General features: G+C 69.5%; 19 protein-coding genes. 11 read left to right on the forward strand and 8 right to left on the reverse strand.

Annotation, left to right across the window (positions count from 1 at the left end):
* The first annotated feature begins 238 nt into the window (after positions 1 to 238).
* The gene (locus BpN12_RS14125) at positions 239 to 1,834 is read left to right on the forward strand and encodes a hypothetical protein (protein ID WP_246793186.1); all 1,596 of its coding nucleotides are present in this window, start codon (positions 239 to 241) and stop codon (positions 1,832 to 1,834) included.
* A gap of 135 nt (positions 1,835 to 1,969) precedes the next feature.
* On the opposite strand, the gene BpN12_RS14130 is transcribed toward BpN12_RS14125, so the two are convergent.
* Positions 1,970 to 3,160: a glycosyltransferase gene (locus BpN12_RS14130; protein ID WP_246793187.1), complete on the reverse strand. Its 1,191-nt coding sequence runs from the start codon at positions 3,158 to 3,160 to the stop codon at positions 1,970 to 1,972.
* A gap of 371 nt (positions 3,161 to 3,531) precedes the next feature.
* Here BpN12_RS14130 and ispH point away from each other — a divergent pair, with 371 nt between their 5' ends.
* The gene (gene ispH, locus BpN12_RS14135; protein WP_246793188.1) at positions 3,532 to 4,473 is read left to right on the forward strand and encodes a 4-hydroxy-3-methylbut-2-enyl diphosphate reductase; all 942 of its coding nucleotides are present in this window, start codon (positions 3,532 to 3,534) and stop codon (positions 4,471 to 4,473) included.
* Positions 4,474 to 4,485: 12 nt separating this feature from the next.
* Positions 4,486 to 5,646 carry an adenosyl-hopene transferase HpnH gene (hpnH, locus tag BpN12_RS14140; RefSeq protein ID WP_246793189.1) on the forward strand — a complete coding sequence of 387 codons (1,161 nt, stop codon included), beginning with the start codon at positions 4,486 to 4,488 and terminating at the stop codon, positions 5,644 to 5,646.
* A gap of 165 nt (positions 5,647 to 5,811) precedes the next feature.
* Here hpnH and BpN12_RS14145 read toward each other — a convergent pair whose 3' ends face one another.
* A complete protein-coding gene (locus BpN12_RS14145) occupies positions 5,812 to 7,131 on the reverse strand; it encodes an MFS transporter (protein WP_246793190.1) in 1,320 nt (439 codons plus the stop codon).
* A 327-nt stretch (positions 7,132 to 7,458) separates the two neighbouring features.
* Complete coding sequence (locus BpN12_RS14150) at positions 7,459 to 8,544, reverse strand: tartrate dehydrogenase (RefSeq protein ID WP_246793191.1); 1,086 nt, start codon at positions 8,542 to 8,544, stop codon at positions 7,459 to 7,461.
* A 111-nt stretch (positions 8,545 to 8,655) separates the two neighbouring features.
* On the opposite strand from BpN12_RS14150, the gene BpN12_RS14155 reads away from it, so the two are divergent.
* The 4 genes from BpN12_RS14155 to BpN12_RS14170 all read left to right on the forward strand — a co-directional run bounded on the left by BpN12_RS14155 (position 8,656) and on the right by BpN12_RS14170 (position 11,583).
* Complete coding sequence (locus BpN12_RS14155; protein WP_246793192.1) at positions 8,656 to 9,645, forward strand: LysR substrate-binding domain-containing protein; 990 nt, start codon at positions 8,656 to 8,658, stop codon at positions 9,643 to 9,645.
* A 108-nt stretch (positions 9,646 to 9,753) separates the two neighbouring features.
* Positions 9,754 to 10,344 carry a chromate transporter gene (locus tag BpN12_RS14160; RefSeq protein ID WP_246793193.1) on the forward strand — a complete coding sequence of 197 codons (591 nt, stop codon included), beginning with the start codon at positions 9,754 to 9,756 and terminating at the stop codon, positions 10,342 to 10,344.
* A gap of 11 nt (positions 10,345 to 10,355) precedes the next feature.
* Positions 10,356 to 10,892, forward strand: coding sequence for a chromate transporter (locus BpN12_RS14165; RefSeq protein ID WP_246793194.1), 537 nt, complete (start codon positions 10,356 to 10,358; stop codon positions 10,890 to 10,892).
* Positions 10,893 to 11,298: 406 nt separating this feature from the next.
* Positions 11,299 to 11,583: a hypothetical protein gene (locus BpN12_RS14170; RefSeq protein WP_042629131.1), complete on the forward strand. Its 285-nt coding sequence runs from the start codon at positions 11,299 to 11,301 to the stop codon at positions 11,581 to 11,583.
* A 76-nt stretch (positions 11,584 to 11,659) separates the two neighbouring features.
* On the opposite strand, the gene BpN12_RS14175 is transcribed toward BpN12_RS14170, so the two are convergent.
* The 3 genes from BpN12_RS14175 to BpN12_RS14185 form a co-directional block, all read right to left on the reverse strand.
* A complete protein-coding gene (locus tag BpN12_RS14175; RefSeq protein ID WP_246793195.1) occupies positions 11,660 to 12,526 on the reverse strand; it encodes a PilZ domain-containing protein in 867 nt (288 codons plus the stop codon).
* A 363-nt stretch (positions 12,527 to 12,889) separates the two neighbouring features.
* Positions 12,890 to 13,096: a YbdD/YjiX family protein gene (locus tag BpN12_RS14180; protein WP_042629133.1), complete on the reverse strand. Its 207-nt coding sequence runs from the start codon at positions 13,094 to 13,096 to the stop codon at positions 12,890 to 12,892.
* Between the two features lie 14 nt (positions 13,097 to 13,110).
* A complete protein-coding gene (locus tag BpN12_RS14185; RefSeq protein ID WP_246793196.1) occupies positions 13,111 to 15,192 on the reverse strand; it encodes a carbon starvation CstA family protein in 2,082 nt (693 codons plus the stop codon).
* A 620-nt stretch (positions 15,193 to 15,812) separates the two neighbouring features.
* On the opposite strand from BpN12_RS14185, the gene BpN12_RS14190 reads away from it, so the two are divergent.
* On the forward strand, positions 15,813 to 16,532 hold the full coding sequence (locus BpN12_RS14190; protein ID WP_246793197.1) for a YfdX family protein: 720 nt from the start codon (positions 15,813 to 15,815) through the stop codon (positions 16,530 to 16,532).
* 167 nt (positions 16,533 to 16,699) lie between these two features.
* Here BpN12_RS14190 and BpN12_RS14195 read toward each other — a convergent pair whose 3' ends face one another.
* A complete protein-coding gene (locus BpN12_RS14195) occupies positions 16,700 to 17,713 on the reverse strand; it encodes an ABC transporter substrate-binding protein (protein ID WP_246793198.1) in 1,014 nt (337 codons plus the stop codon).
* A 17-nt stretch (positions 17,714 to 17,730) separates the two neighbouring features.
* Between BpN12_RS14195 and BpN12_RS14200 the strand changes: the two genes are divergently transcribed.
* On the forward strand, positions 17,731 to 18,033 hold the full coding sequence (locus tag BpN12_RS14200) for a hypothetical protein (RefSeq protein ID WP_246793199.1): 303 nt from the start codon (positions 17,731 to 17,733) through the stop codon (positions 18,031 to 18,033).
* Positions 18,030 to 19,190 carry a porin gene (locus tag BpN12_RS14205; RefSeq protein WP_246793200.1) on the forward strand — a complete coding sequence of 387 codons (1,161 nt, stop codon included), beginning with the start codon at positions 18,030 to 18,032 and terminating at the stop codon, positions 19,188 to 19,190. Before BpN12_RS14200 ends, BpN12_RS14205 begins: the two co-directional genes overlap by 4 nt.
* A 102-nt stretch (positions 19,191 to 19,292) precedes the next feature.
* On the opposite strand, the gene BpN12_RS14210 is transcribed toward BpN12_RS14205, so the two are convergent.
* Complete coding sequence (locus BpN12_RS14210) at positions 19,293 to 19,931, reverse strand: LysE family translocator (RefSeq protein WP_246793201.1); 639 nt, start codon at positions 19,929 to 19,931, stop codon at positions 19,293 to 19,295.
* 673 nt (positions 19,932 to 20,604) lie between these two features.
* On the opposite strand from BpN12_RS14210, the gene BpN12_RS14215 reads away from it, so the two are divergent.
* Positions 20,605 to 21,774, forward strand: coding sequence for a porin (locus BpN12_RS14215; protein ID WP_246793202.1), 1,170 nt, complete (start codon positions 20,605 to 20,607; stop codon positions 21,772 to 21,774).
* Positions 21,775 to 21,920: the final 146 nt, after the last annotated feature.

A 21,920-nucleotide genomic window follows, 5' to 3' on the forward strand; every position in this document is an offset into this window, starting at 1 on the left:
CGCGCCGGTACGCGCCGGGCGGATGTGAGCGCCCGCTTCGGGTGTTCGGGCGACGCGAATTCCGATACCGCCGCGTCCGCGCGTCAACCGGTTGTCGTACCGAAAGGCAACGCTTCGCACGATCCGACAGCGCATGGGCGCCGATTCCTGCGCCGGGCCAGCACTTTGTTACACGTCAGGCCCGAACCGCGCACGGCGCAACGGGTAGAATCGCGGGTCTTACGTAGAGAAAGCACGCATGAACCTGAACGATCAGATCGACGCGCTCGGTACCGGCATCGATCAGCTCATCCATACCGCACGCACGGTAGCGGGAGCCGCGAAGGCCGCGATCGACAACGCGGCCGCCGATCAGGCCGCCGCCAAGGCCGCCACCGACGAGGCGAACGCCGTACGCACGGCCGCCGAACAGATTGCCGCCGAACGCGCGGCCACCGAAGCCCTTCACGAACAGATGCGCGCGGTGCAGGCCGCGGCCGAGTCGGCTGCCGCCCAGGCCGTGACCGACAAGACCGCCGCCGAAGCGCTCGCGGCCAGCGCCACGGCCGAACGTGCAGCGGCGCAAGCCGCAACGGCGCAGGCGGCAGTGGATCGCGAAGCGGCGGAAGCCGCGATCAAGCAGGCGGCTGCCGATCGTGAAGCCGCCGAGGCTGCGGCGAAGCAAGCTGCCGCCGATCGCGAAGCTGCAGAAGCCGTCATCAAGCAAGCCGCTGCTGATCGTGAAGCCGCCGAGGCTGCAACGAAGCAAGCTGCTGCCGATCGCGAAGTCGCTGAAGCCGTCATCAAGCAAGCCGCTGCTGATCGTGAAGCCGCCGAGGCCGTCGTCAAACAAGCCGCTGCTGATCGCGAGGCCGCTGAAGCCGTCATCAAGCAAGCCGCTGCTGATCGTGAAGCCGCCGAGGCTGCAACGAAGCAAGCCACTGCCGATCGCGAGGCCGCAGAAGCCGCAACAAAGCAAGCCGCTGCCGACCGCGAGGCCGCAGAAGCCGCAACAAAGCAAGCCGCCGCCGACCGCGAAGCCCACGCCGCCCAACGCGGCGCCGAACACGACGCCACCGCGCAGCAGGCCAACGCCGAACTCGCGACGGCTGAAACTGCGGCCCGACAGGCCGCGGCCGACCTCGACGCGGCCGACGCCGCGCGCCGCGAGGCAAACGCCGCGCGCGAGGCCGCCATCGAAGCCGCCGAGCGCGCCGCCCGCGACCGCGAGGCGGCCGATTCGCTGGCCGCGCAGGTCCGCGCCGACCGCGCCGCGCTGGCCGACGCCGCCGAGCAGTTCGAAGCCGAGCGCACGGCAGCCCGCACGGCGGCATCGCTTGCCGCCGCCGACAAGGCCGCGGCCGAGTTGCTCGCCGCCCAGGCCGCTTCCGACAAGGCTGCCGCCGAGGAAGCGCTGCGCGAGGCCATCGAGAAGGAAGCGGCGCTCGAACAGTCCACCGCCTTGGCGAACGCCGTGGCGAACACCGAAGTCAAGCCCGACACCCAACCCGAAACGCCACCCGAAGCGAACACCGCGTCCCGCCTGGTCGTTTCCCGCCCCGCGCAGGACGCGCTGGTGCTGGCGATCGGCGAACGCGAGATTCCGCTGTCGCCGCCGCAGCTGAGCCAGCTGATCGAGGAACTCGCGCACGCGCGCGCCTCGATGACGCTCGAGCAGCCGCACGGCCTGCCGTCCGGCTGGCGCTTCGTCTCGACGCGCAATCCGATGATGGCGGTGCAGAAGCAGTCGAACGGCGACCGCCTGCTGGTCGCGCGTCACACCGGTTACGGCTGGGTGCCGTTCACGTTCTCGCCCGATACCGTGATCCAGATGTACATGCTGCTCACGCAATAACGCGCGCAGCCGCCGAGCCCCGAACGAAAACGTCTGAACAAAAGCGGCAGCGCTCCAAACAAAAACGGCACACGGTGCGCAACCGTGTGCCGTTTTTTCATCCCGCCAGACCGGGCGACGGACGCCCGCCGGCGCTCAGCGCTCCACCGGCGCCTGCACGCGCGCCTTCCACTGGCCGCCCTTGCCGCGCCAGTAGCGCCACGCGGACGCGAACGTCGCGCCGTTGTAGAACAACGCGACGAGCGGCAGCGCGGGCGCCCACAGCAGCGAGCGCCGGTAGTAGGCCAGCATCGGCGCGTAGGACGCGCTCATCGCCGCCCACGCGAGCCAGGCCGGCCACGCGCGCGCGCCGTAGGCCAGCGCGGCCACCGGGGGCAGCAGGTAGATGATCGACATGCCGACCAGCGTGCCGGCCAGCAGCAGCGGCGAATAACGCAGCTGCGTGAACGCGGTGCGCGCGATCATGTTCCAGATGTCGCGCCAGCTGTCATACGGGCGCAGCGACACGCTGCGATCGGCGAGGTCGAGCCGGATCGGATGATGCTGGCCGCCGCGGAACTTGATCTTGGCGGCCAGGCTGCAATCGTCGATCAGCGCGCCGCGGATCGACTCGATCCCGCCCGCCTCTTCCAACGCCGCGCGCCGCACCAGCATGCAGCCGCCGGCCGCGCCGGCGGTCTTGCTGCGCGTGTTGTTGATCCACGAGAACGGGTAGAGCTTCGCGAAGAAGAACACGAAGGCCGGGATCAGCGCCTTTTCCCAGAACGAGTCGCAGCGCAGCCGCACCATCAGCGAGACCAGATCGCGTCCTTCCGCCTGGGCGCGCGTGACGAGCTGGGTCACCGCGTCGGCCGGATGGCCGATGTCCGCGTCGGTCAGCAGCAAGTAGTCGGCCGGCAGCCCGTGCGTGCGCACCGCGGCGATGCCCTGCGACTGCGCCCAGACCTTGCCCGACCAGCCGGACGGCAGCGGCTGCGCGCTCAATACCGTGAGCCGGTCGGCGTGCCGGGCGGCCAGCGCCGCCGCGCGCGCGGCATCGGCCGTGCCGTCGGTGCTGTGGTCGTCCACCACGATCACGTGCAGCGCGCCGGGGTAATCCTGCCGCACCAGCGAGGTGACGGCCTCGCCGATCACGTCCACCTCGTTGCGCGCCGGCACCACCACCGCCACCGCCGGCCAGCCGTCGTCGGCGGCGGCCGCGCCGCGCGCATCGGCCGGCAGCGGGGCGGCCGGGCGCGCACGCCAGAAGCCGCCGCGCGCGAACAGCAGCACGCACCAGATAATCAGGGACAGGCACGACAGGACGAACACGATCGCGAGCGTCATGCGCGCCCCTTCGTGCCCATACCGGCCGGCCGGTCGGCCGCCCGTTCGGCCGCAAAACTCGGGGACATACCAATCAGTTCGACTTCCATCCAGTCCGCCTGTGAGCCGGCGCGAGCCCCATCGGCCGCCGGACGCGTTCAAAACCGCGTAGTGTAGCCGGGTTCCGCGGCAGCAGTCGCGGCGCCCGGCACTGCGCACACAGCAACACATTGGTACTGGGGAAAGCACGAAGGAGCCGATAGCGTTAAAATGCGCGATTAATTTTGGATGCCGGTAAATTCTGATCCGGCATTGATAAACATCAAGTTGGGGCGATCGAGCCAGCTGACCGGCTCTCTCGAACCCCGCGTTGTCGTCGGAGTTCGCCCTTTATGCGAGTCATTCTTGCCCAACCCCGGGGCTTCTGTGCGGGCGTGGTCCGTGCCATCGAGATCGTCGATCGGGCGCTGCAGCAGCATGGCGCGCCCGTCTACGTCCGGCACGAGATCGTCCACAACCGCCACGTGGTGGACAATCTGCGGAACAAGGGGGCGAAATTCGTCGAGGAGCTGCACGAGGTGCCGCACGGCGCCGTGGCGATCTTCAGCGCGCACGGCGTGGCCCAGGCCGTCGAGAAGGACGCCGAGGCCCGCGGCCTCGACGTGCTCGACGCCACCTGCCCGCTCGTCACGAAGGTCCACGTGCAGGGCCGGCAGTACGTCTCGGCCGGGCGCCGCCTGATCCTGATCGGCCACGCCGGCCATCCGGAGGTGGAAGGCACGGTCGGGCAGATCCCGGGCGAAGTGATCCTGGTGCAGAGCGAGGCCGAGGTCGCGACGCTGGCACTGCCGGTGGACACGCCGCTCGCCTACGTGACGCAGACCACGCTGTCGGTGGACGACACGCGCGGCATCATCGAGGCGCTGACGCGCCGCTTCACCGACATCGTCGGCCCCGACACGCGCGACATCTGCTACGCCACCCAGAACCGCCAGGCCGCCGTGCGCGAGCTTAGCAGCCAGGTGGACGTGCTGGTCGTGGTCGGCGCGACGAACAGCTCCAACTCGAACCGCCTGCGCGAGATCGGCACCGAAAGCGGTGTGCCGAGCTACCTCGTCGCCGACGGCTCCGAGATCCGCGCCGAATGGTTCGCCGGCGCACACACGGTCGGCCTCACCGCGGGCGCCTCGGCACCCGAGGAGATGGTCGAGGACGTGATCGGCGCGCTGCGCGCCCTGGGCCCCGTGGAGGTCGTCACGATGGCGGGCCGCGAGGAAAAAGTCGAATTCAAGTTGCCGGCGAAGCTCATGCAAGCTGTCGCCCGCGAAGTTTAAGGAGGACATCTCTTGTCTATTCCGCTGCTCCAGCAAGTCCGTGTGGGCGCATACATCGTGCGCAACCACCTGTCCGGCAACAAACGCTACCCGCTCGCGCTGATGCTCGAGCCGCTGTTCCGTTGCAATCTCGCCTGCAATGGCTGCGGGAAGATCGATTATCCGGACCCGATCCTGAACCAGCGCCTGTCGATCGAGGAATGCCTGCAGGCCGTCGACGAGTGCGGCGCGCCGGTGGTGTCGATCGCCGGCGGCGAGCCGCTGCTGCACCGTGACATGCCGGAAATCGTCAAGGGCATCATGAAGCGCAAGAAGTTCGTGTATCTCTGCACGAACGCGCTGCTGATGGAAAAGAAGATGGACGACTACCAGCCGAGCCCGTACTTCGTCTGGTCGGTCCACCTCGACGGCGACCAGCAGATGCACGACCACTCGGTCTCGCAGGACGGCGTCTACGAGAAGGCGGTCGCGGCCATCAAGGAAGCGAAGCGCCGCGGCTTTCGCGTCAACATCAACTGCACGCTGTTCAACGACGCGATCCCCGAGCGCGTGGCGAGCTTCTTCGACACGCTCAAGCCGATCGGCGTGGACGGCATCACGGTGTCGCCGGGCTATGCCTACGAGCGCGCGCCGGACCAGCAGCACTTCCTGAACCGCGACAAGACCAAGAACCTGTTCCGCGAGATCCTCAAGCGCGGCGAAGGCGGCAAGCGCTGGTCGTTCAGCCAGTCGTCGCTGTTCCTCGACTTCCTGGCCGGCAACCAGAGCTACAAATGCACGCCGTGGGGCAACCCGGCGCGCACGGTGTTCGGCTGGCAGAAGCCGTGCTATCTGGTCGGCGAAGGTTACGTGAAGACCTTCAAGGAACTGATGGAAACCACCGAGTGGGACAACTACGGCGTGGGCAACTACGAGAAGTGCGCGGACTGCATGGTCCACTGCGGCTTCGAGGCCACCGCCGTGATGGACACCATCTCGAACCCGCTCAAGGCGCTGCGCGTGAGCCGCAAGGGCATCAACACGGAAGGCGCGTTCGCTCCGGACATCCCGATCGACAAGCAGCGTCCGGCCGAGTACGTGTTCTCGCGCCACGTCGAGATCAAGCTCGAAGAGATCAAGGTGGCCGGCAAGGGCAAGCTGCAGAAGCCGGCGAAGACCGCCAACGCGGTCTGAGCGAAGACGGGCGGGGCGGGCGCGCGTCGCCTGCCTTGCCGGGTTGACCGGTTTCACTGCCTGCGCGGGATACGACAAGGGCGCCCCGGACTGATGGTCCGGGGCGCCCTTGTGCTTTCTGGCGCGCCGCGCCAGGTTCCTTCAGTCGTTCGTTCAGTCGTTCCCTCAGTGTTCGCCGCGGCCCGCGGTCAGCGCCGCCGCGCGCGCGCCGGGCGCGGCCTGCCGGCTCAGCACCAGCGTCAGCACGGCCGACAGCGCGAGGCTCGCGCCCACCACGTAGAGCCCGGCCGCGTAGCCGCCCGTCACGCCCTTGAGCCAGCCGATCGCGAACGGCCCGACGAAGCCGCCGAGGTTGCCGATCGAGTTGATCATCGCGATCCCGGCCGCCGCGCCGGAGCCCGACAGGAACAGGCTCGGCATCGCCCAGAGCGGCGCCTTGGCGGCGCTGATGCCGATGTTGACGATCACCAGCGCCGCGATCACGCCGACGATGGTGGTCGAGCCGCCCGCGAACACGAAGCCGACGCAGGCCAGCGCGCACGGAATCACCACGTGCCAGGTGCGCTCGCCGGTGCGATCGGAATGGCGCGCCCAGAGGATCATCGCCACCACCGCGAGCACGCTCGGGATCGCGTTCAGCAGGCCCGTCTGCAGCGAGCCGAAGCCGTACTGGCGGATGATCAGCGGCGCCCACAGCCCGAGCGTGTAGAGCCCCGCCGAGGTGCCGAAATAGATCAGCGCCAGCGCCAGCACGCGCGCATCGCGCAGCGCCGCGATCGGCCCGAGGGTGTGGCCGGCGCGCGCGTGGCGCGCGTCCGCTTCGGACTTCAGCTTCGCGATCAGCCAGGCGCGCTCGTCGTCGGCGAGCCAGTGCGCCTGGGCCGGCGTGTCGGTCAGCGCGCGCAGCACGACGAAGCCGAGCAGCACGGCCGGCACCGCCTCGATCACGTACAGCAGCTGCCAGTCGGCCAGCCCGAAGACCGGCGGCAGCTGCATGATCGCGCCCGACAGCGGCGAGCCGAGCGCGGTCGAGATCGGCGCGGCAGCCATGAACCACGCCGCCGCCACGGCGCGCTGGCGGGTGGGGAACCACTGCGCGAGGTAGTAGATGATGCCGGGGAAGAAGCCGGCCTCGGCCACGCCGAGCAGGAAGCGCACGCTGTAGAAGCTGGCCGGCCCGGTCACCAGCGCCGAGGCGGCCGAGACGATGCCCCACGAGATCATCACGCGCGCGATCCAGATGCGCGCGCCGACCTTGCTGAGGATCAGGTTCGACGGCACCTCGAACAGGAAGTAGCCGATGAAGAACAGGCCGCCGCCGAGCCCGAACGCGGTGGGCGTGAGGCCGAGCGAGGCGTTCATGGTCAGCGCGGCGAAGCCGACGTTGACGCGGTCGAGGAAGCTGACGAAGTAGAGCAGCATCACGAACGGAATGATCCGCCACATGAGTTTGCGGGTGACGCGGCTCTCGATATCGGTGGTCATGCGTGTCTCCTGCGGCCGTGCGGCGTCGGGCGCCGCCGGCCGGATGCGTGATCGACGGGCTCTTGGCGGCCCTGATCGACGGTGCGCCGCCCGCGCGTTCGCGCCGCCGGCGGCGGCCGCGACCGCTGGACGGCGCGACTGGGAACTGCGAACTGCCTGCTGCCGGATCCGGTGCGGCCGATGGCGGGTGGCGGATTGCGGGCCCGGCCGGCTTCGCCCCGCACGGTGGTCAACCGGCGTTCGCGGCGAGCCGACGGCAGCGGGCAACCTGACCTGACTTGAACGGCCGGGCGGCCGCGCCGCGAGCCGCCCGGCGCGCCGCCCGGCTCAGGCCGCCACGGCCGCGCGCTGCGCGACGTGCGCGCAGACGGCCTGCGTGACCTGCTCGGTGGTCGCCTGCCCGCCGAGGTCGCCCGTGTGCAGCGCCGGGTCGGCGGTCGCCGCCTCCACGGCGCGCATCACGCGCGCGGCGGCCTCGTGTTCGCCGAGGTGTTCGAGCAGCATCACCACCGACCAGAACGTGCCGACCGGATTGGCCACGCCCTTGCCCATGATGTCGAACGCCGAGCCGTGGATCGGCTCGAACATCGACGGGTAGCGGCGCTCCGGATCGATGTTGCCGGTCGGCGCGATGCCGAGGCTGCCGGCCAGCGCGGCGGCCAGGTCGCTGAGGATGTCGGCGTGCAGGTTGGTGGCGACGATCGTGTCGAGCGAGGCCGGGCGGTTGATCATGCGCGCCGTCGAGGCGTCGACCAGCTCCTTGTCCCAGGTCACGTCCGGGAATTCCCTGGCGATCTGCACCGCGATCTCGTCCCACATCACCATCGCGTGGCGCTGCGCGTTGCTCTTGGTGATCACCGTCAGCAGCTTGCGCGGGCGCGACTGCGCGAGCCGGAACGCGAAGCGCATGATCCGCTCGACGCCGGCGCGCGTCATCATCGACACGTCGGTGGCCGCCTCGATCGGGTGGCCCTGATGCACGCGCCCGCCCACGCCTGCGTATTCGCCTTCCGAGTTCTCGCGCACGATCACCCAGTCGAGGTCGCCCGGGCCGCAGCGCTTGAGCGGTGCATCGATGCCGGGCAGGATCCGCGTGGGCCGCACGTTCGCGTACTGGTCGAAGCCCTGGCAGATCTTCAGGCGCAGGCCCCACAGCGTGACGTGGTCGGGCACGTCCGGGTCGCCGGCCGAGCCGAACAGGATCGCGTCCTTGCCGCGCAGCGCGTCGAGCCCGTCGGCCGGCATCATCACGCCGTGGCGGCGGTAGTAGTCGGCGCCCCAGTCGAAATCCTCGAACTCGAACGCGAAGCCGGCGTCCGCGCCGGCCAGCGCCTCCAGCACGCGGCGGCCGGCGGGAATCACTTCCTTGCCGATGCCGTCGCCGGGAATGGTCGCGATGCGATAGGTCTTCATGCAGGTGTCTCCGGTAGCTGTCTGTCGGTGGCATGACGGTAACGCGGCATGGCGGCGGCGAACTGCTGCTAGACTCAAAGCATCTTTAACTTCTATTCACAAGTGAGCGCCGTGACCGATGCCGTGCAAGCCGCCGATCTCGCGTTCTTCTCGACCCTCGCGGCCTCGGGCAGCCTCAGCGCGGCGGCGCGCGAGCTGGGGCTCACGCCGGCCGCGGTCAGCAAGCGGCTCGCGCAGATGGAGCAGCGCGCCGGCGTGGCGCTCGTGAACCGCACCACGCGGCGCATGGCGCTCACGCCCGAGGGCGACGTGTACCTGGAACGCGCGCGCCGCATCCTCGACGAGATCCAGCAGCTGGGCGACCTGCTGACGAGCGCCAACGACCGGCCGCGCGGCCTGCTGCGCGTGAACGCCACGCTCGGCTTCGGGCGCGGCGCGGTGGGGCCGGCGATCTCGCGCTACGCGCGGCGCTATCCGGAGGTGGACGTGCAGCTGCAGCTGTCGGTCACGCCGCCGCCGCTCACCGACGACACGTTCGACGTCTGCATCCGCTTCGGCGAGCCGCCCGACGCGCGCGTGGTGGCGCGCCGGCTCGCGCCGAACCGGCGCCTGCTGTGCGCGTCGCCGGCCTATCTGGCCGAACACGGCATGCCGCGCAAGCCGGCCGATCTGGCGCGGCACAACTGCATCGGCATCCGCCAGGGCGACGAGGCCTACGGCGTCTGGCGCCTGACCCACGGCCGCGGCGCCGCGCGCACGACCGAGGCGGTGCGGATCGGCGGCAGCCTCACCACCAACGACGGCGAGATCGCCGTGAAATGGGCGCTCGACGGCCACGGCATCCTGATGCGCGCCGAATGGGACCTGCACGACTATCTGGCCGACGGCCGGCTGGTGCTGGTGCTGCCGGGCTGCGAGACGCCCGCCGCCGACATCTACGCCGTCTATCCGCACCGGCTGCAGATGTCGGCGCGCGTGCGCACCTTCGTCGATTTCATCGCGGCCGAATTCGCACAGCCGCGCGAGGCGCGGCCCGAGGGCCGCAAGGCGCGCGGGGCGGCCGCCACCGTGCGCGAGACGCCGCGTCGTAACGCTCGCTAACCGATGCCCACGGGCCGTCGATTGCCGCCGCGTCGGCCGCGATGCTATCGTCGGCCGACGCGCCCGCGCCTGCACCGCGCGCCTTCGTCACCGCCTCCACGGACCCCGATGACCCCGACCTCCCCCGCCCCGCAGCGGCCGACCACGCTCGGCCTGTTCCTGATCTTCGCCCGCATCGGCCTGACCAGCTTCGGCGGCGGCCTGAGTGGCTGGTTCCTGCGCGAGTTCGTCAACGAGCGCCGCTGGCTGTCCGAGGCCGAATTCCTCGACGGCCTCGCGCTGTCGCAGGCGCTGCCCGGCGTGAACGTGAAGAACCTCGCGATCTGGATCGGCTACCGACTGCTCGGCTGGCGCGGCGCGACGGCGGGCTTCTGCGGCATCATCTTCCCGCCCGCGGTCGGCATCGTGCTGCTCGGCGTGCTGTTCTCGTCGATCACGCGCTTTCCGATTGCCCACATCGCGCTGGCGGGCGCGGCCGCGGCGGCGATCGGGCTGTCGCTGTCGATGGCGATCACCGCGGCGCGCCGCCTGCCGCGCCGCGTGGTGCCTTACGCGGTGTTCGCGGCCACCTTCGCGGCCGTCGCCGTGTTCCGGGTGCCGGTGCTGTGGACCGTGCTGACGGCCGGCGTGCTCAACGTCGCCTACGAATACTGGCTGCTCGGGCGCGACCCGACTCGCGCCGACGGCACCGACCACTGAGGAGCCCGACCATGTCCCGCACCCTCGCCGCGCTCGCCGCCCTGTTCGCGCCGCTGTCGGTCGCCACGGTCGGCGGCGGCCAGACCATCATCGCCGACATGCAGCGGCAAGTGGTGGACGTCCACCACTGGATGACGCACACGCAGTTCGTCAACGATTTCGCGATCGCGCGGCTCGCGCCCGGCCCCGGCTCGCTGCTCGCGACGCTGGTGGGCTTCCAGGTGGGCGGCGTGGCGGGCGCGCTGGTGGCCACGCTGGCGCTGTTCGGCCCCACCGCGTTCCTGATGATCGCGATCACGCACATGACCTCGCGGCACCGCGACGCGCCGTGGCAGCGCGCGCTGCAGGCGGGCCTGCGGCCGGTGGCGGCGGGGCTGATCCTGGCGGCCGTCTATACGCTGATCCACGGCCTCGACGGCGGCTGGATCGCGATCGCGACCGCGCTGGTCTCGACGGCACTGGTCATGAAGACGCGCGTGAACGCGCTGCTGCTGATCGCGGCGGGCGCCGCGTGGTTCGCGCTGCTGCGGGCCTGCGGCGTGCTGTGAACGGCGCCGTGAGCGCCGCGTCGAACGCCGACATGCCGCGGCCGTTCCACCGGGAATAAGCGCCCCGCGATGTTCACCGGCCGGCCGATCGGACAGAATGGTCGAAGTCGGTCGCTGACCCCGGGCCGACTGCAGAATCGAGACGATTGTCAGGCCGCTCCCGCGAGCGGCCTTTTTTTGTCGGCGCGCGGCGCATGCATGCGCCGGCCGGCCCTGCCGGCCCAATACCGTCACGCATCACGCGCATCGCGCGGCGCCGGCCCGCGTCACGTTACACGCCCGTAACATCCGTGCCGCGCGCGCCGGATTGCCTCCCGATCCCCTTTGATTCCAAAGGGGATTTTCCTTGGCACCGTTCTTGCATTATTCCCTGCAATCCCGCTATACCACGCACGTGGAGCATCTCATGGACATCGCAGGCGTCGCGCACCCCATGCTGCATTTCACCGCCATCGACGAAATCGACGGCGAGATGCTGATCACCGAATCGCGTGCCGCGGCGCCCGTGCGGACCTACGGCACGCTCGGCATCGACGAGCCGCCGCTGACGCTCTACGGCGCTTACCGGCAGGGCGTGGCCGACTATTTCGCGCGGCGCCCGAACCCGTATCGCAACGGCAGCCGGCTCGCGGAGATCTGGCAGGAAGGCCGCACCGAAGCCGCCTCGCGCAACGCCTGGAAGGCGCGCTGAATCACGCTGGATCCCGCCGTCCTCGCCCGAGCCCGCCGGGCCGCGCTGGCGCGGCCCTTCGGCGCGATCGCCCGGCTCAGGCCGGTGCCGACCAGTCGAACAGCGCCGCCTTCAGGCGCGCCATGTCGTCGTCGCCCATCGACTCGAACGCCAGATGGTGCAGCCAGCCCGCCGCGTCGGGCTGCTCGCGCACCTGACGCACGACGCCCGACACGTTCAGCTGCCGCACCTCGCGTATCTCGCCCGTGCCGCCCGCGCGCAGGCAGGGCAGCTCGACGTGCAGCGTCTCGCCGGTCGTGGCCAGCGCGCGGTCGACCGTGATCGACAGCCCGCTCGGGCTGACGTCGTGTATCACGCCCAGGCCGCGTTCGCCGTCCACGGTCCGGTAGCGCGCCGCGAGCCGCACCGGCACGCGCGTGTCGCGGCGCTCGCGCACGCGCTTCAGGTTGGCCGGCGTGGAGAGGATCACGCAGGTCGCCGGCTCCGACATCACGGCCTCGACGCCGGCGGTGAACCAGTAGACGGCCGAGCGCCCGACCGCCATCGCCTCGATCGCCTCGCCGGGCACCAGTTCGACCGTGCGCGCGAGCGGCCGCACGAACAACGGGCCGTCCGGATGCTCGCCGATCAGCCGGAAGCGCAGCAACTGGCGCGTGGGCGCGGAGCGGCGGCGAATGCCGACGGTCGCGTCGCGCGGCAGCACGAGGCGCGGGGCGAGGCTGCGGCCGTCCGCCTGCGCGGCCGGCGTGGCGCCGCCCTCGCCGGCGACGGGATCACGCACCGGCACGAAACGATCGAGCAGGAAAGCGACGTCGGCCTCGTCGAGCACGGCGCCGGCCGGCATCAACGGCGCGCCGCCCGCATCGAAAATCGGCCACGGCAGCGGCACACCCACCGGCATATCGGTGGCGTCGAGCGACATGACGGCTCGGAAATCGGGCATCAGGGCAAACTCCAGACGTAATGAACTCGTTCCGTAATGTCGGCGGAATGCGTGAAAACCTGAGGGCAGAATCGTGGCGGGCGCGGTGAGCGTCGCGGTAGATGGGCCGGCGGGCCCGCGCGGGGCAATCAGGATGAGGCGCGCGAGGCACCGGAAAGCCCGTCGAGTCACGCAGACCGGAAGGGTACCCGGACGCAGCGAAGTCCGCGGCGGTTTGCACGCCGCCCTCGCCGCGCCACCCGCCTACGCTTCCCCATCGCCGTAAACGACGATCGCGCGGACCTTGCGGCCCGCGCGATCGGGTTGGCGAACATCCTTCCTGGCAGCGGCGGCAGCGGCAACAGCGGCCCGCCGCGCTTCACCTCAGCAGCATTTTCCCGCGCCGCTGCCGTAGCGCGCGGCCTGCCGCTCGCGAAAGAACGCCTCGTAGCTCATCGGCTCGCGATCGGGGTGGGTCTCCCGCATGTGCGCGACATAGGTGTCGTAATCGGGCACCCCCACCATCAGCCGGAACGCCTGCCCGAGATAGCGGCCCGCCGTGCGCAGTTCGTCGCCGAGATCGGTGAACATCGCCGCCGCTCCGCTCAGCGCCCGCTGCCGAGTGCCTGGCCACCGCCCGGCATCGGCTCGTAGGGCGTCTCGCGCGCGCTCGGCTGCGTCGTGCGGCGGGCGCGCAGCACGGCCAGCACGCCGTACACGGCCGTGCTCAGCACCACGAACATGAACAGGCCCGCCAGCGCCGCGTCGATGCGATCGTTGAAGATGATCCGCTGCATCTGCGCGAGCGACTTGGCCGGCGCGAGCACCTTGCCGCCGTCCACGGCCGCCTGCAGCTTCGCCGCGTGCGAGAGGAAGCCGATCTTCGGGTTCGCGTCGAAGATCTTCTGCCAGCCGGCCGTCAGCGTGCAGATCAGCAGCCAGGCGGTGGGCATGATCGTCACCCACGCATAGCGCTCGCGCTTCATCTTGAACAGCACCACGGTGCCGAGCATCAGCGCGATCGCCGCGAGCATCTGGTTCGAGATCCCGAACAGCGGCCAGAGCGTGTTGATGCCGCCGAGCGGATCGACCACGCCCTGATACAGGAAGTAGCCCCAGGCGGCCACGCAGAGCGCGGTGGCGACGAGGTTGGCCGGCAGCGACTCGGTGCGCTTGAGCGCCGGGTGGAAGGTGCCGAGCAGGTCCTGCAGCATGAAGCGGCCCGCGCGCGTGCCGGCGTCCACGGCCGTCAGGATGAACAGCGCCTCGAACAGGATCGCGAAGTGATACCAGAACGCCATCATGGCCTGCCCGCCGATCACCTGGTGCAGGATCTGCGCCATCCCCACCGCGAGCGTGGGCGCGCCGCCGGCACGCGCGATGATGGTGGTCTCGCCCACCGCCTGCGCGGTCTGCGTGAGCATGTCGGGCGTCAGCATGAAGCCCCATTGCGTGACGGTCTGCGCGACCGCCTCGGGCGTCGAGCCGAGCACGGCCGCCGGCGCGTTCATCGCGAAGTAGACGCCCGGCTCGATCACGCAGGCGGCCACCAGCGCCATGATCGCGACGAACGATTCCATCAGCATCGCGCCATAGCCGATGAAGCGCGCATTCTTTTCGTTATCGAGCAGCTTGGGCGTGGTGCCCGACGAGATCAGCGCATGGAAGCCCGACACGGCCCCGCACGCGATCGTGATGAACAGGAACGGGAACAGGTTGCCCGACCACACCGGGCCGCTGCCGTCGACGAACTTCGTCAACGACGGCATCTTCAGTTCCGGCGCCACCACCAGGATGCCGATCGCGAGCCCGACGATGGTGCCGACCTTCAGGAACGTCGACAGGTAATCGCGCGGCGCGAGCAGCAGCCACACCGGCAGCACCGAGGCGATGAAGCCGTAGCCGATCAGGATCCAGGTCAGCTGCGTGCCGTTGAACGTGAACCAGGCGGCCAGCGCCGGCGAATCGTGGACATGCTGGCCGTAGGCGATCGACGCCATCAGCAGCACGAAGCCGATGATCGACACCTCGCCGATGCGACCCGGGCGGATGTAGCGCGTATAGACGCCCATCAGGATCGCGATCGGGATCGTCGCGGCCACCGTGAACGTGCCCCACGGCGAATTGGTCAGCGCCTTCACGACGATCAGCGCGAGCACCGCGAGGATGATCACCATGATCAGGAACGCGCCGAACAGCGCGATCACGCCCGGCACCGTGCCCAGTTCCATCTTCACCAGATCGCCGAGCGAACGGCCGTCGCGGCGCGTCGAGACGAACAGCACGATGAAGTCCTGCACCGCGCCGGCGAACACCACGCCGGCCAGGATCCACAGCATGCCGGGCGTGAAGCCCATCTGCGCGGCGAGCACCGGTCCGACCAGCGGCCCCGCGCCGGCGATCGCGGCGAAGTGATGGCCGAACAGCACGAAGCGGTTGGTCGGCACGTAGTCGAGGCCGTCGTTGTACTTGACCGCGGGCGTCATGCGCAGCCCGTCGAGCTGCACCACGCGGCTCGCGATGAAGCGGCTGTAGAAGCGGTAGGCGATCAGATAGACGCAGACCGCGGCGATCACGATCCACAGCGCGCTGACGCGCTCGCCGTGCGCGAGCGCGATCGTGCCGAACGCGAACGCGCCGAGCAGCGCGACCGCGATCCAGAGCAAGGTTCCGGAAGCCCGATTCATGGTGTCTCCTGGTTATTGTCGATATCGTCGCGGCGGGCGGCCGCGCGAACAGGCTGGGCGTGAATGCGCCGTTTACAGGGGCACAACGCTGCCGCGTATTGTTCGCTTTCGATACCGGCCTTACAAGCGGACAACTACGTATCCATGCTACGTAGCAACGCGTAGGGGTTAGCGAGGGGACGCGTGCCGGCAGCGATGACGCGGCATGCGCCCGCGTGTCGAACCTCGCCCGTTCCCGCCATCGAGATGCCACACGATCTCCCCAGGTGGCCTCCGGACGATAGCCGACTTCACCATAAGGTTGTATGCGCAACGATGCCGCATCGTTGCATGAAAAATCATGCCGGCAGGTGCTTGCGATGCGTCATGCCGCACCGCGCTGCATGATGTTTCAATGGAGTCACGTATCGCGCGGCATGTGGAATCTTCTGCATACCTTACATTTTTATTCGCAACGTGCCCCGTCCGTCCGGGCGGGATCCGCCAGGATCATCGGCACCGCTCGCGACAGCCGCCGATCACCAACCCCACGAGGGTGATGCCGATGCCCGTGCATGCGCCACAAGCGCGTACACGCGCTCACTTGCGCGCCCTTCGACACGATCGACGAGGAAACCATCATGTCCAGATCGCGCCGGACGCTGCTGTCCACGCTGATGCTCTGCGCCGCGACCGCCGGCGGCTCGCTGCCGGCAGTCCGCTCGCTCGCCGCGCAGATCGCTCCGGCTGCGGCCGGGCCGGACTCCGGCGCGTTCGGCACGTTCGGTGCGCTGTCCCCGGCGGGACGGCGCGCGATGCTGGACGTGAGCGTGGCGCGCGGCGACGATACCGCGATCCTGAAGCCCGAGGCCGAACTCGTGCCGTCGCCGGACCTGCGGGCCAGCGCCTCGCTCGTCGCATCGGTGTCGTCCACGGCGCCGGCATCGCATCCCGTTCACGACTTCCACGACGCTCGCGTAATCGCCTGGCTGCCGTATGGCGGCGAGGTAGTGCTGCGCGATGCGCCCGAGGCCGGCGCCATGCACGATCCGCACGATCCATCCGACGCACGCAGGCGCAAGGCGGCCGCGCTGGCCGCCGCGAACGCGGCGCTGAGCGGCGGCCGGCGCGCCGAGGCGCTCCAGTTGCTCGCGCGCGCCGAGGTCGGCGTCGATTGCACGCTCGACATCGTGCCGCTCGACGCCACGGTGCGGCGTATCGGGCAAGCCGATTCGCTGATGCGGGCCGGCAGGTACTACGAAGCGGCGCAGATGCTGCACCGGATCGAGCGCAGCGCGCGCCGCGAGCGCGTCGATTCCGGCGCCGCCGCGCACGCGATCTCCACGCGGCACGCGGGTTGAGCGCCATGAGCGCGCCATCGATTTCGCGATCCCGCGTCCTGCGCGGGCAGCCGGCCCGGCCGATCGCCGCGCTCCCGCCGCCGCATCGCGGATCGGCGCACGACGCAACGCACGGGGCAACCGGCAAGGCCGCCGGCCGACCGCGCCGGCGCCTCGCGCGCGCCGGCTCACGCGATGCGCGTCACCGCGATCGCGGCTACGTTGACGCGGCTCGGCAGGATCGCATCGCGCGCCGCCCGATCCGCGACCTGTTGCAGCGTGGCGATGTCGGCCGCCGTCACGGCGCGCTGCACCAGCGGCGCGCGGCCGGTGATGTCGGTGGCGGCCTCGGCCGGCAGCCGCGTGAGCGTGGCATACACCCGTGCATAGTCGGCCGGATTGGCGAGCGCCCAGCGTCCGGCGCGTTCGAGGCGCGCGAGGACGTCGCCGAGCGCGGCGCGCTTCGCACGGTCGGCGAGCGTCGTGTCGGGCGAGGTCAGGAACGCGAGGCCCGAGTTGATGCCGCTGCCGTCGCGCACCACGCGCGCCCCGCGCCGCACCACGTGCCCGTAGTACGGATCGAAGGTCGCCCAGATGTCGATGCGCTTCGACTCGAACGCCGCGAACGCATCGACGGGCAGCACGAAGCGGACCTCGACGTCGCGCCACGACAGGCCGTTTTCCTCGAGGGCGCCATACAGTTGGTACTGCGAAATGCTGCCGCGCGCCGACGACACCACCACGGTCCTGCCCTTCAGGTCCGCCACCGTGCGCACCGCCGAATCGGGCTGCACGACGATGCCGAGCGAGGCCGGCGAGCCCGCGCGCGTCGCCACGATCCGCAGCGCCGGATCGCCGAGCGCGGCGGTCAGCACCGGCAGGTCGCCGGCCGGCGCGAGGTCGATCGCGCCGGCACGCTGCGCCTCGAACAAGGGCGCGGCGCCCTGGAAATTCGCCCAGCGGAACCGGTAGCGCGTGCCGTCGAGCACGCGGGCCGCCTCGGCCAGTGCGCGCAGGCCGCCCGCCTGATCGCCGAGCACCAGCGTGACGCCCGTCACGTCCACGGCTTCCGCGGCGCCGGCCGGTGCCGCGAGCCCGGCCGCACCAGCCAGCGCGGCGCCGGACAGGCCGGCGAGATCCCGCAGCGCACGCAGGGTGCGGCGGCGGGCGGCGAACGAAGGCGGGCAAGAGCGGCGAAGCATCGGCGGCAACCTCGAAGATGCGCCACGCCCCGATGGCGCGGCTGGCCGCCAAGGTTAAGGAATCGCCGCGCCGCGCCCAACCATCGGATTGCGAAATGCTTATCAGCGCCGCGCGGGTGCCGGGCCGGCCACGCGCGGGGCGGCACGACGCGACGCCCCCCACTCACACGATGAACGCCGCCGCCCGGCGCGAACCGGGCGACGCGCGCATGCCGGGCGGCGGCGCGCAACACGGCACCGAGCCGGGCCGCCGGGCCGCGCGCAGCAAGTTCGCGCGGCTTCCGATCCAAGCAGGTCTCAACAGGGAGAAAATGACATGAAACGTAGTGCCTTGACGATCATCTCGCTCGCGTCGCTCGCGATCACGGGCTCCGCGCATGCGCAGTCGAGCGTGACGCTGTACGGCCTGATCGATACCTCGCTGACGTATCTGAGCCACGGCACGGGCGGGAAGAATGCCTGGCTGGTCGGCAACAACAGCGCCGGCAATCTGGGCGGCTCGCGCTGGGGCATCAAGGGCAGCGAGGATCTCGGCGCCGGCCTGAAGGCGGTCTTCCAGTTGGAAAACGGCTTCGATCCGAGCAACGGCAAGCTCGGCCAGGGCGGCCGCGAATTCGGCCGGCAGGCCTTCGTCGGCCTCGCGCACGAGCGCCTCGGCACCGTCACGCTGGGCCGCCAGTACGATCCGCTGACCGATCTGGTCCAGCCGATCACGGAAGACAGCGTGTTTGGCGCCGCGTTCGCGACGGCCGGCGACGTCGACAACTACGACGACAGCTTCCGCGTCGACCGCTCGGTCAAGTACACCTCGCCCGTGCTCGACGGCGTGCGCTTCGCGGTGATGTATTCGTTCGGCGGCGTGGCGGGCTCGACCGGCGCCGGGCAATCGTACTCGGCGGCGGTGGCCTACAACGGCGGCCCGCTGAGCCTGGCCGGCGGCTACTACCACGCGACCAACTCCGCGAGCGACCTCGGCCCGCGCGACAGCTGGTCGAGCAGCTCCGACGGCACCTTCGACGGCCCGATCAACCTCGGCTACCGCACCGCGCACTCGCTCGGCATCGCGCGCGTGGCGGGCCAGTACGCGTTCGGCAAGTTCACGGTGGGCGCCGGCTACAGCAACGCGCAATATCGGCGCGACGGCGCCTCGCTGTTCGGCGAGAACGAGCACTACGACACCGCGCAGGGCTTCGTGAACTATCAGGCGAGCCCGTCGATCCTGATGGGCGTCGGCTACAGCTACACGAAGTCGGGCGGCGACAGCTCGGCCACCTATCATCAGGTGTCGCTGGGCGGGATCTATTCGCTGTCCAAGCGCACCGCGCTCTACGTGATCGCCGCGTACCAGCACGCGAGCGGCACCACCAGCGACGGCGCGGGCGGCACTGCGGCGGCGCAGGCCTCGATCGGTTCGTATGGCTACGCCGGCACGAACTCGCAGACCATCGTCAACCTCGGCATTCGCCACACGTTCTGAACCCGGCCACGTCGGCCCAACGAAAAGGCTGCCCTCGGGCAGCCTTTTCGTCATGCGCCGGCCGTATCGACATCGTGACGACGCCGCGGCAGCCCCGCTGCCTCAGGAACGGATCGAGCGGATGAAGCCGGCCGCGAGCACGCAGTAGAAGCCGCCGCAGAACAGGCCGAACGCCTTGCGCGTGCGGGCGAACAACGGCCCGGCCGCGCGCGCCGAGAACGCCAGCGCGTAGCCGCCGAACACGCCGGTGCCGAGCAGCGCGCAGCAGCCCACCAGCACGAAGCTGGTCCAGGCGGGCGCGTGCGGCGACAGCCCCAGCGACGTGACGGTCAGCCAGGTGAGGATCGCCTTCGGGTTGGTCAGGTGGATGCCGAGCCCCTGCAGGTAGAACCGGCCGAGACGCTCGCTGCGCGCCGGCCCGGCCGCCGCGAGCGGATCGCGCGACGCATAGGCGCCGCGCACCGCCTTGACGGCAAGCCACAGCAGATAGAGCGCGCCGAGCACCTTGAGGCCGATCAGCCATTGCCGGTAGGTGGCCAGCAGCGCCGACATGCCGGCCGCCGCCGTCACGCCCCAGACGAGCGAGCCGCTCATCACGCCGGCCGCCATCGCGAAGCCGGGCTTGCGGCCGTAGTGCATCGACGCGTTCGCGATCGACAGGTTCGCGGGGCCGGGCGACGCCGTACCGACCAGATAGACGGCAAAGGCGACACCGAGATTCGACAGCGTGGCGACGGACATCGTGGGGTTCCTCGAAGGGCGGGACAACGCACCGGGAGGGAGCGATGATTGATTGTTCGCGGCCGCCGCAGGCGGCGACAGGCACGCCTGCGCGAGCATGCGGGCGGACTGTCATGCCGTTTCGGGCTGACACTTCAGCGAACACTTTGGCGAGCGCCTCGAGCCGGGGCCGGCATAGAGAAGCAGAAAGACACGACACGCATCTCCATCAATTCCGATTAGAATTCGAAACAATGAATTGCGCGAATTGAAACACAGCGGGCGAAAAAGGAGCGGCCGAAGCCGCTCAAGCGTGGACTCGTCTGTCTACCCACCAGAGTGAGGACGAGCGCGGTGACACTAGCATCAATCGGACCCTTCTATTGATCCGATTTGGTTAAATCACCATTGCTTGAATGCAAGCAATCGCCGCGCCCGCGCCTGTTGCTCAAGCTTTGAGCAGCATTGTTTCCGATTTGAAAAAGACAACCGGCTGTCCAACGCCAAACCCCCACCATTTCAATCAAATCCAACAATAATTCAACTCCGGCAACACAGCTTTCGACGTAACCCGCTTGTATTGTTTTGGATACAAGACTGAATTTCATTTTTCCGAATTAAATCTGTCTGGTTAGTCTCCGTGTCATTCCAAAACCACCACACGCAACAGCACTGTTAACAGGAGAGGACAGACATGAAACGCACCGCATTGACGATCGTTTCCCTCGCGTCGCTCGCGGCGATGGGTTCCGCGCACGCACAATCGAGCGTGACGCTGTACGGCTTGATCGATACGTCGCTGACGTACGTCAACCACGCCGACGGCGCGAAGAACTCGTGGCTGCTCGGCAACAGCAGCGCCGGCAATCTGGCCGGTTCGCGCTGGGGCATCAAGGGTACCGAAGACCTCGGCAGCGGCCTGAAGGCGATCTTCCAGTTGGAAAACGGCTTCGATCCGAGCAACGGCAAGCTGGGCCAGGGCAGCCGTGAATTCGGCCGTCAGGCATTCGTCGGCCTGGCCAGCGACCGCCTCGGCACCGTCACGCTGGGCCGCCAGTACGATCCGCTGATCGACCTGATCCAGCCGATCACGGCCGACAACTACTTCGGCAGCGCGTTCGCGACGGCCGGTGACGTCGACAACTACGACAACAGCTTCCGCGTCGACAACGCGGTCAAGTACACCTCGCCGGTGTTCGGCGGCGTGCAGTTCGAAGCGATGTACTCGTTCGGCGGCGTGGCAGGCACGACCAGCGCGGGTCAATCGTACTCGGCGGCGGTGGCGTACAACGGCGGCCCGCTGAGCCTGGCCGGCGGCTACTTCTACGCAGCCAACTCGGCAGCCAGCACCGCCCCGGTGGCCGGCCGCACGGGCTGGAACAGCACCTCGGGCGGCACGTTCGACGGCCCGATCAACCTCGGCTACCAGTCGGCGCACTCGCTCGGCATCGCGCGCGTGGCAGGCCAGTACACGTTCGGCGGCTTCACGTTCGGCGCGGGCTACAGCAACGCGCAATACCGTCGTGACGGCGCCTCGACGTTCGGCCAGAACGAGCGCTACAACACGGGCCAAGGCTTCCTGAACTACCAGGCAACGCCGGCACTGCTGGTGGGCGTGGGCTACAGCTACACGAAGTCGAACGGCGACACCTCGGCCACCTACCACCAGGCTTCGCTGGGCGCGGACTACACGCTGTCCAAGCGCACCGACATCTACATGACGGCCGCTTACCAGCACGCGAGCGGCACGACGGGTGACGGCGCCGGCGGCGCGGTCGCGGCACAGGCATCGATCGGTTCGTATGGCTACGCCGGCACGAACTCGCAGACGATGGTCAACCTGGGTCTGCGTCACCGCTTCTAAGCACGGCGACACCGGCGAGCGCTTGCGCCTCGCCGATCACGCGAAAGAAAAAGGCTGCCCTCGGGCAGTAATGCCGTTCAGTTAAGGTTCTTTCTGAGGAACCGAACGGCATAACGAGCAGGACGGGACTTGACGGCCCGATCGCA

This window comes from Burkholderia perseverans (assembly GCF_022870505.1).
Taxonomy (GTDB): domain Bacteria; phylum Pseudomonadota; class Gammaproteobacteria; order Burkholderiales; family Burkholderiaceae; genus Burkholderia; species Burkholderia plantarii.

Bases quoted from the DNA above. Each gene is read 5' to 3' on its own strand.
- BpN12_RS14125 (WP_246793186.1), top strand. From the start codon at position 239: ATGAACCTGAACGATCAGATCGACGCGCTCGGTACCGGCATCGATCAG.
- BpN12_RS14130 (WP_246793187.1), bottom strand. From the start codon at position 3,160: ATGACGCTCGCGATCGTGTTCGTCCTGTCGTGCCTGTCCCTGATTATC.
- ispH (WP_246793188.1), top strand. From the start codon at position 3,532: ATGCGAGTCATTCTTGCCCAACCCCGGGGCTTCTGTGCGGGCGTGGTC.
- BpN12_RS14145 (WP_246793190.1), bottom strand. From the start codon at position 7,131: ATGACCACCGATATCGAGAGCCGCGTCACCCGCAAACTCATGTGGCGG.
- BpN12_RS14150 (WP_246793191.1), bottom strand. From the start codon at position 8,544: ATGAAGACCTATCGCATCGCGACCATTCCCGGCGACGGCATCGGCAAG.
- BpN12_RS14160 (WP_246793193.1), top strand. From the start codon at position 9,754: ATGACCCCGACCTCCCCCGCCCCGCAGCGGCCGACCACGCTCGGCCTG.
- BpN12_RS14165 (WP_246793194.1), top strand. From the start codon at position 10,356: ATGTCCCGCACCCTCGCCGCGCTCGCCGCCCTGTTCGCGCCGCTGTCG.
- BpN12_RS14170 (WP_042629131.1), top strand. From the start codon at position 11,299: ATGGACATCGCAGGCGTCGCGCACCCCATGCTGCATTTCACCGCCATC.
- BpN12_RS14175 (WP_246793195.1), bottom strand. From the start codon at position 12,526: ATGCCCGATTTCCGAGCCGTCATGTCGCTCGACGCCACCGATATGCCG.
- BpN12_RS14180 (WP_042629133.1), bottom strand. From the start codon at position 13,096: ATGTTCACCGATCTCGGCGACGAACTGCGCACGGCGGGCCGCTATCTC.
- BpN12_RS14185 (WP_246793196.1), bottom strand. From the start codon at position 15,192: ATGAATCGGGCTTCCGGAACCTTGCTCTGGATCGCGGTCGCGCTGCTC.
- BpN12_RS14190 (WP_246793197.1), top strand. From the start codon at position 15,813: ATGTCCAGATCGCGCCGGACGCTGCTGTCCACGCTGATGCTCTGCGCC.
- BpN12_RS14195 (WP_246793198.1), bottom strand. From the start codon at position 17,713: ATGCTTCGCCGCTCTTGCCCGCCTTCGTTCGCCGCCCGCCGCCGCACC.
- BpN12_RS14200 (WP_246793199.1), top strand. From the start codon at position 17,731: ATGCGCCACGCCCCGATGGCGCGGCTGGCCGCCAAGGTTAAGGAATCG.
- BpN12_RS14205 (WP_246793200.1), top strand. From the start codon at position 18,030: ATGAAACGTAGTGCCTTGACGATCATCTCGCTCGCGTCGCTCGCGATC.
- BpN12_RS14210 (WP_246793201.1), bottom strand. From the start codon at position 19,931: ATGTCCGTCGCCACGCTGTCGAATCTCGGTGTCGCCTTTGCCGTCTAT.
- BpN12_RS14215 (WP_246793202.1), top strand. From the start codon at position 20,605: ATGAAACGCACCGCATTGACGATCGTTTCCCTCGCGTCGCTCGCGGCG.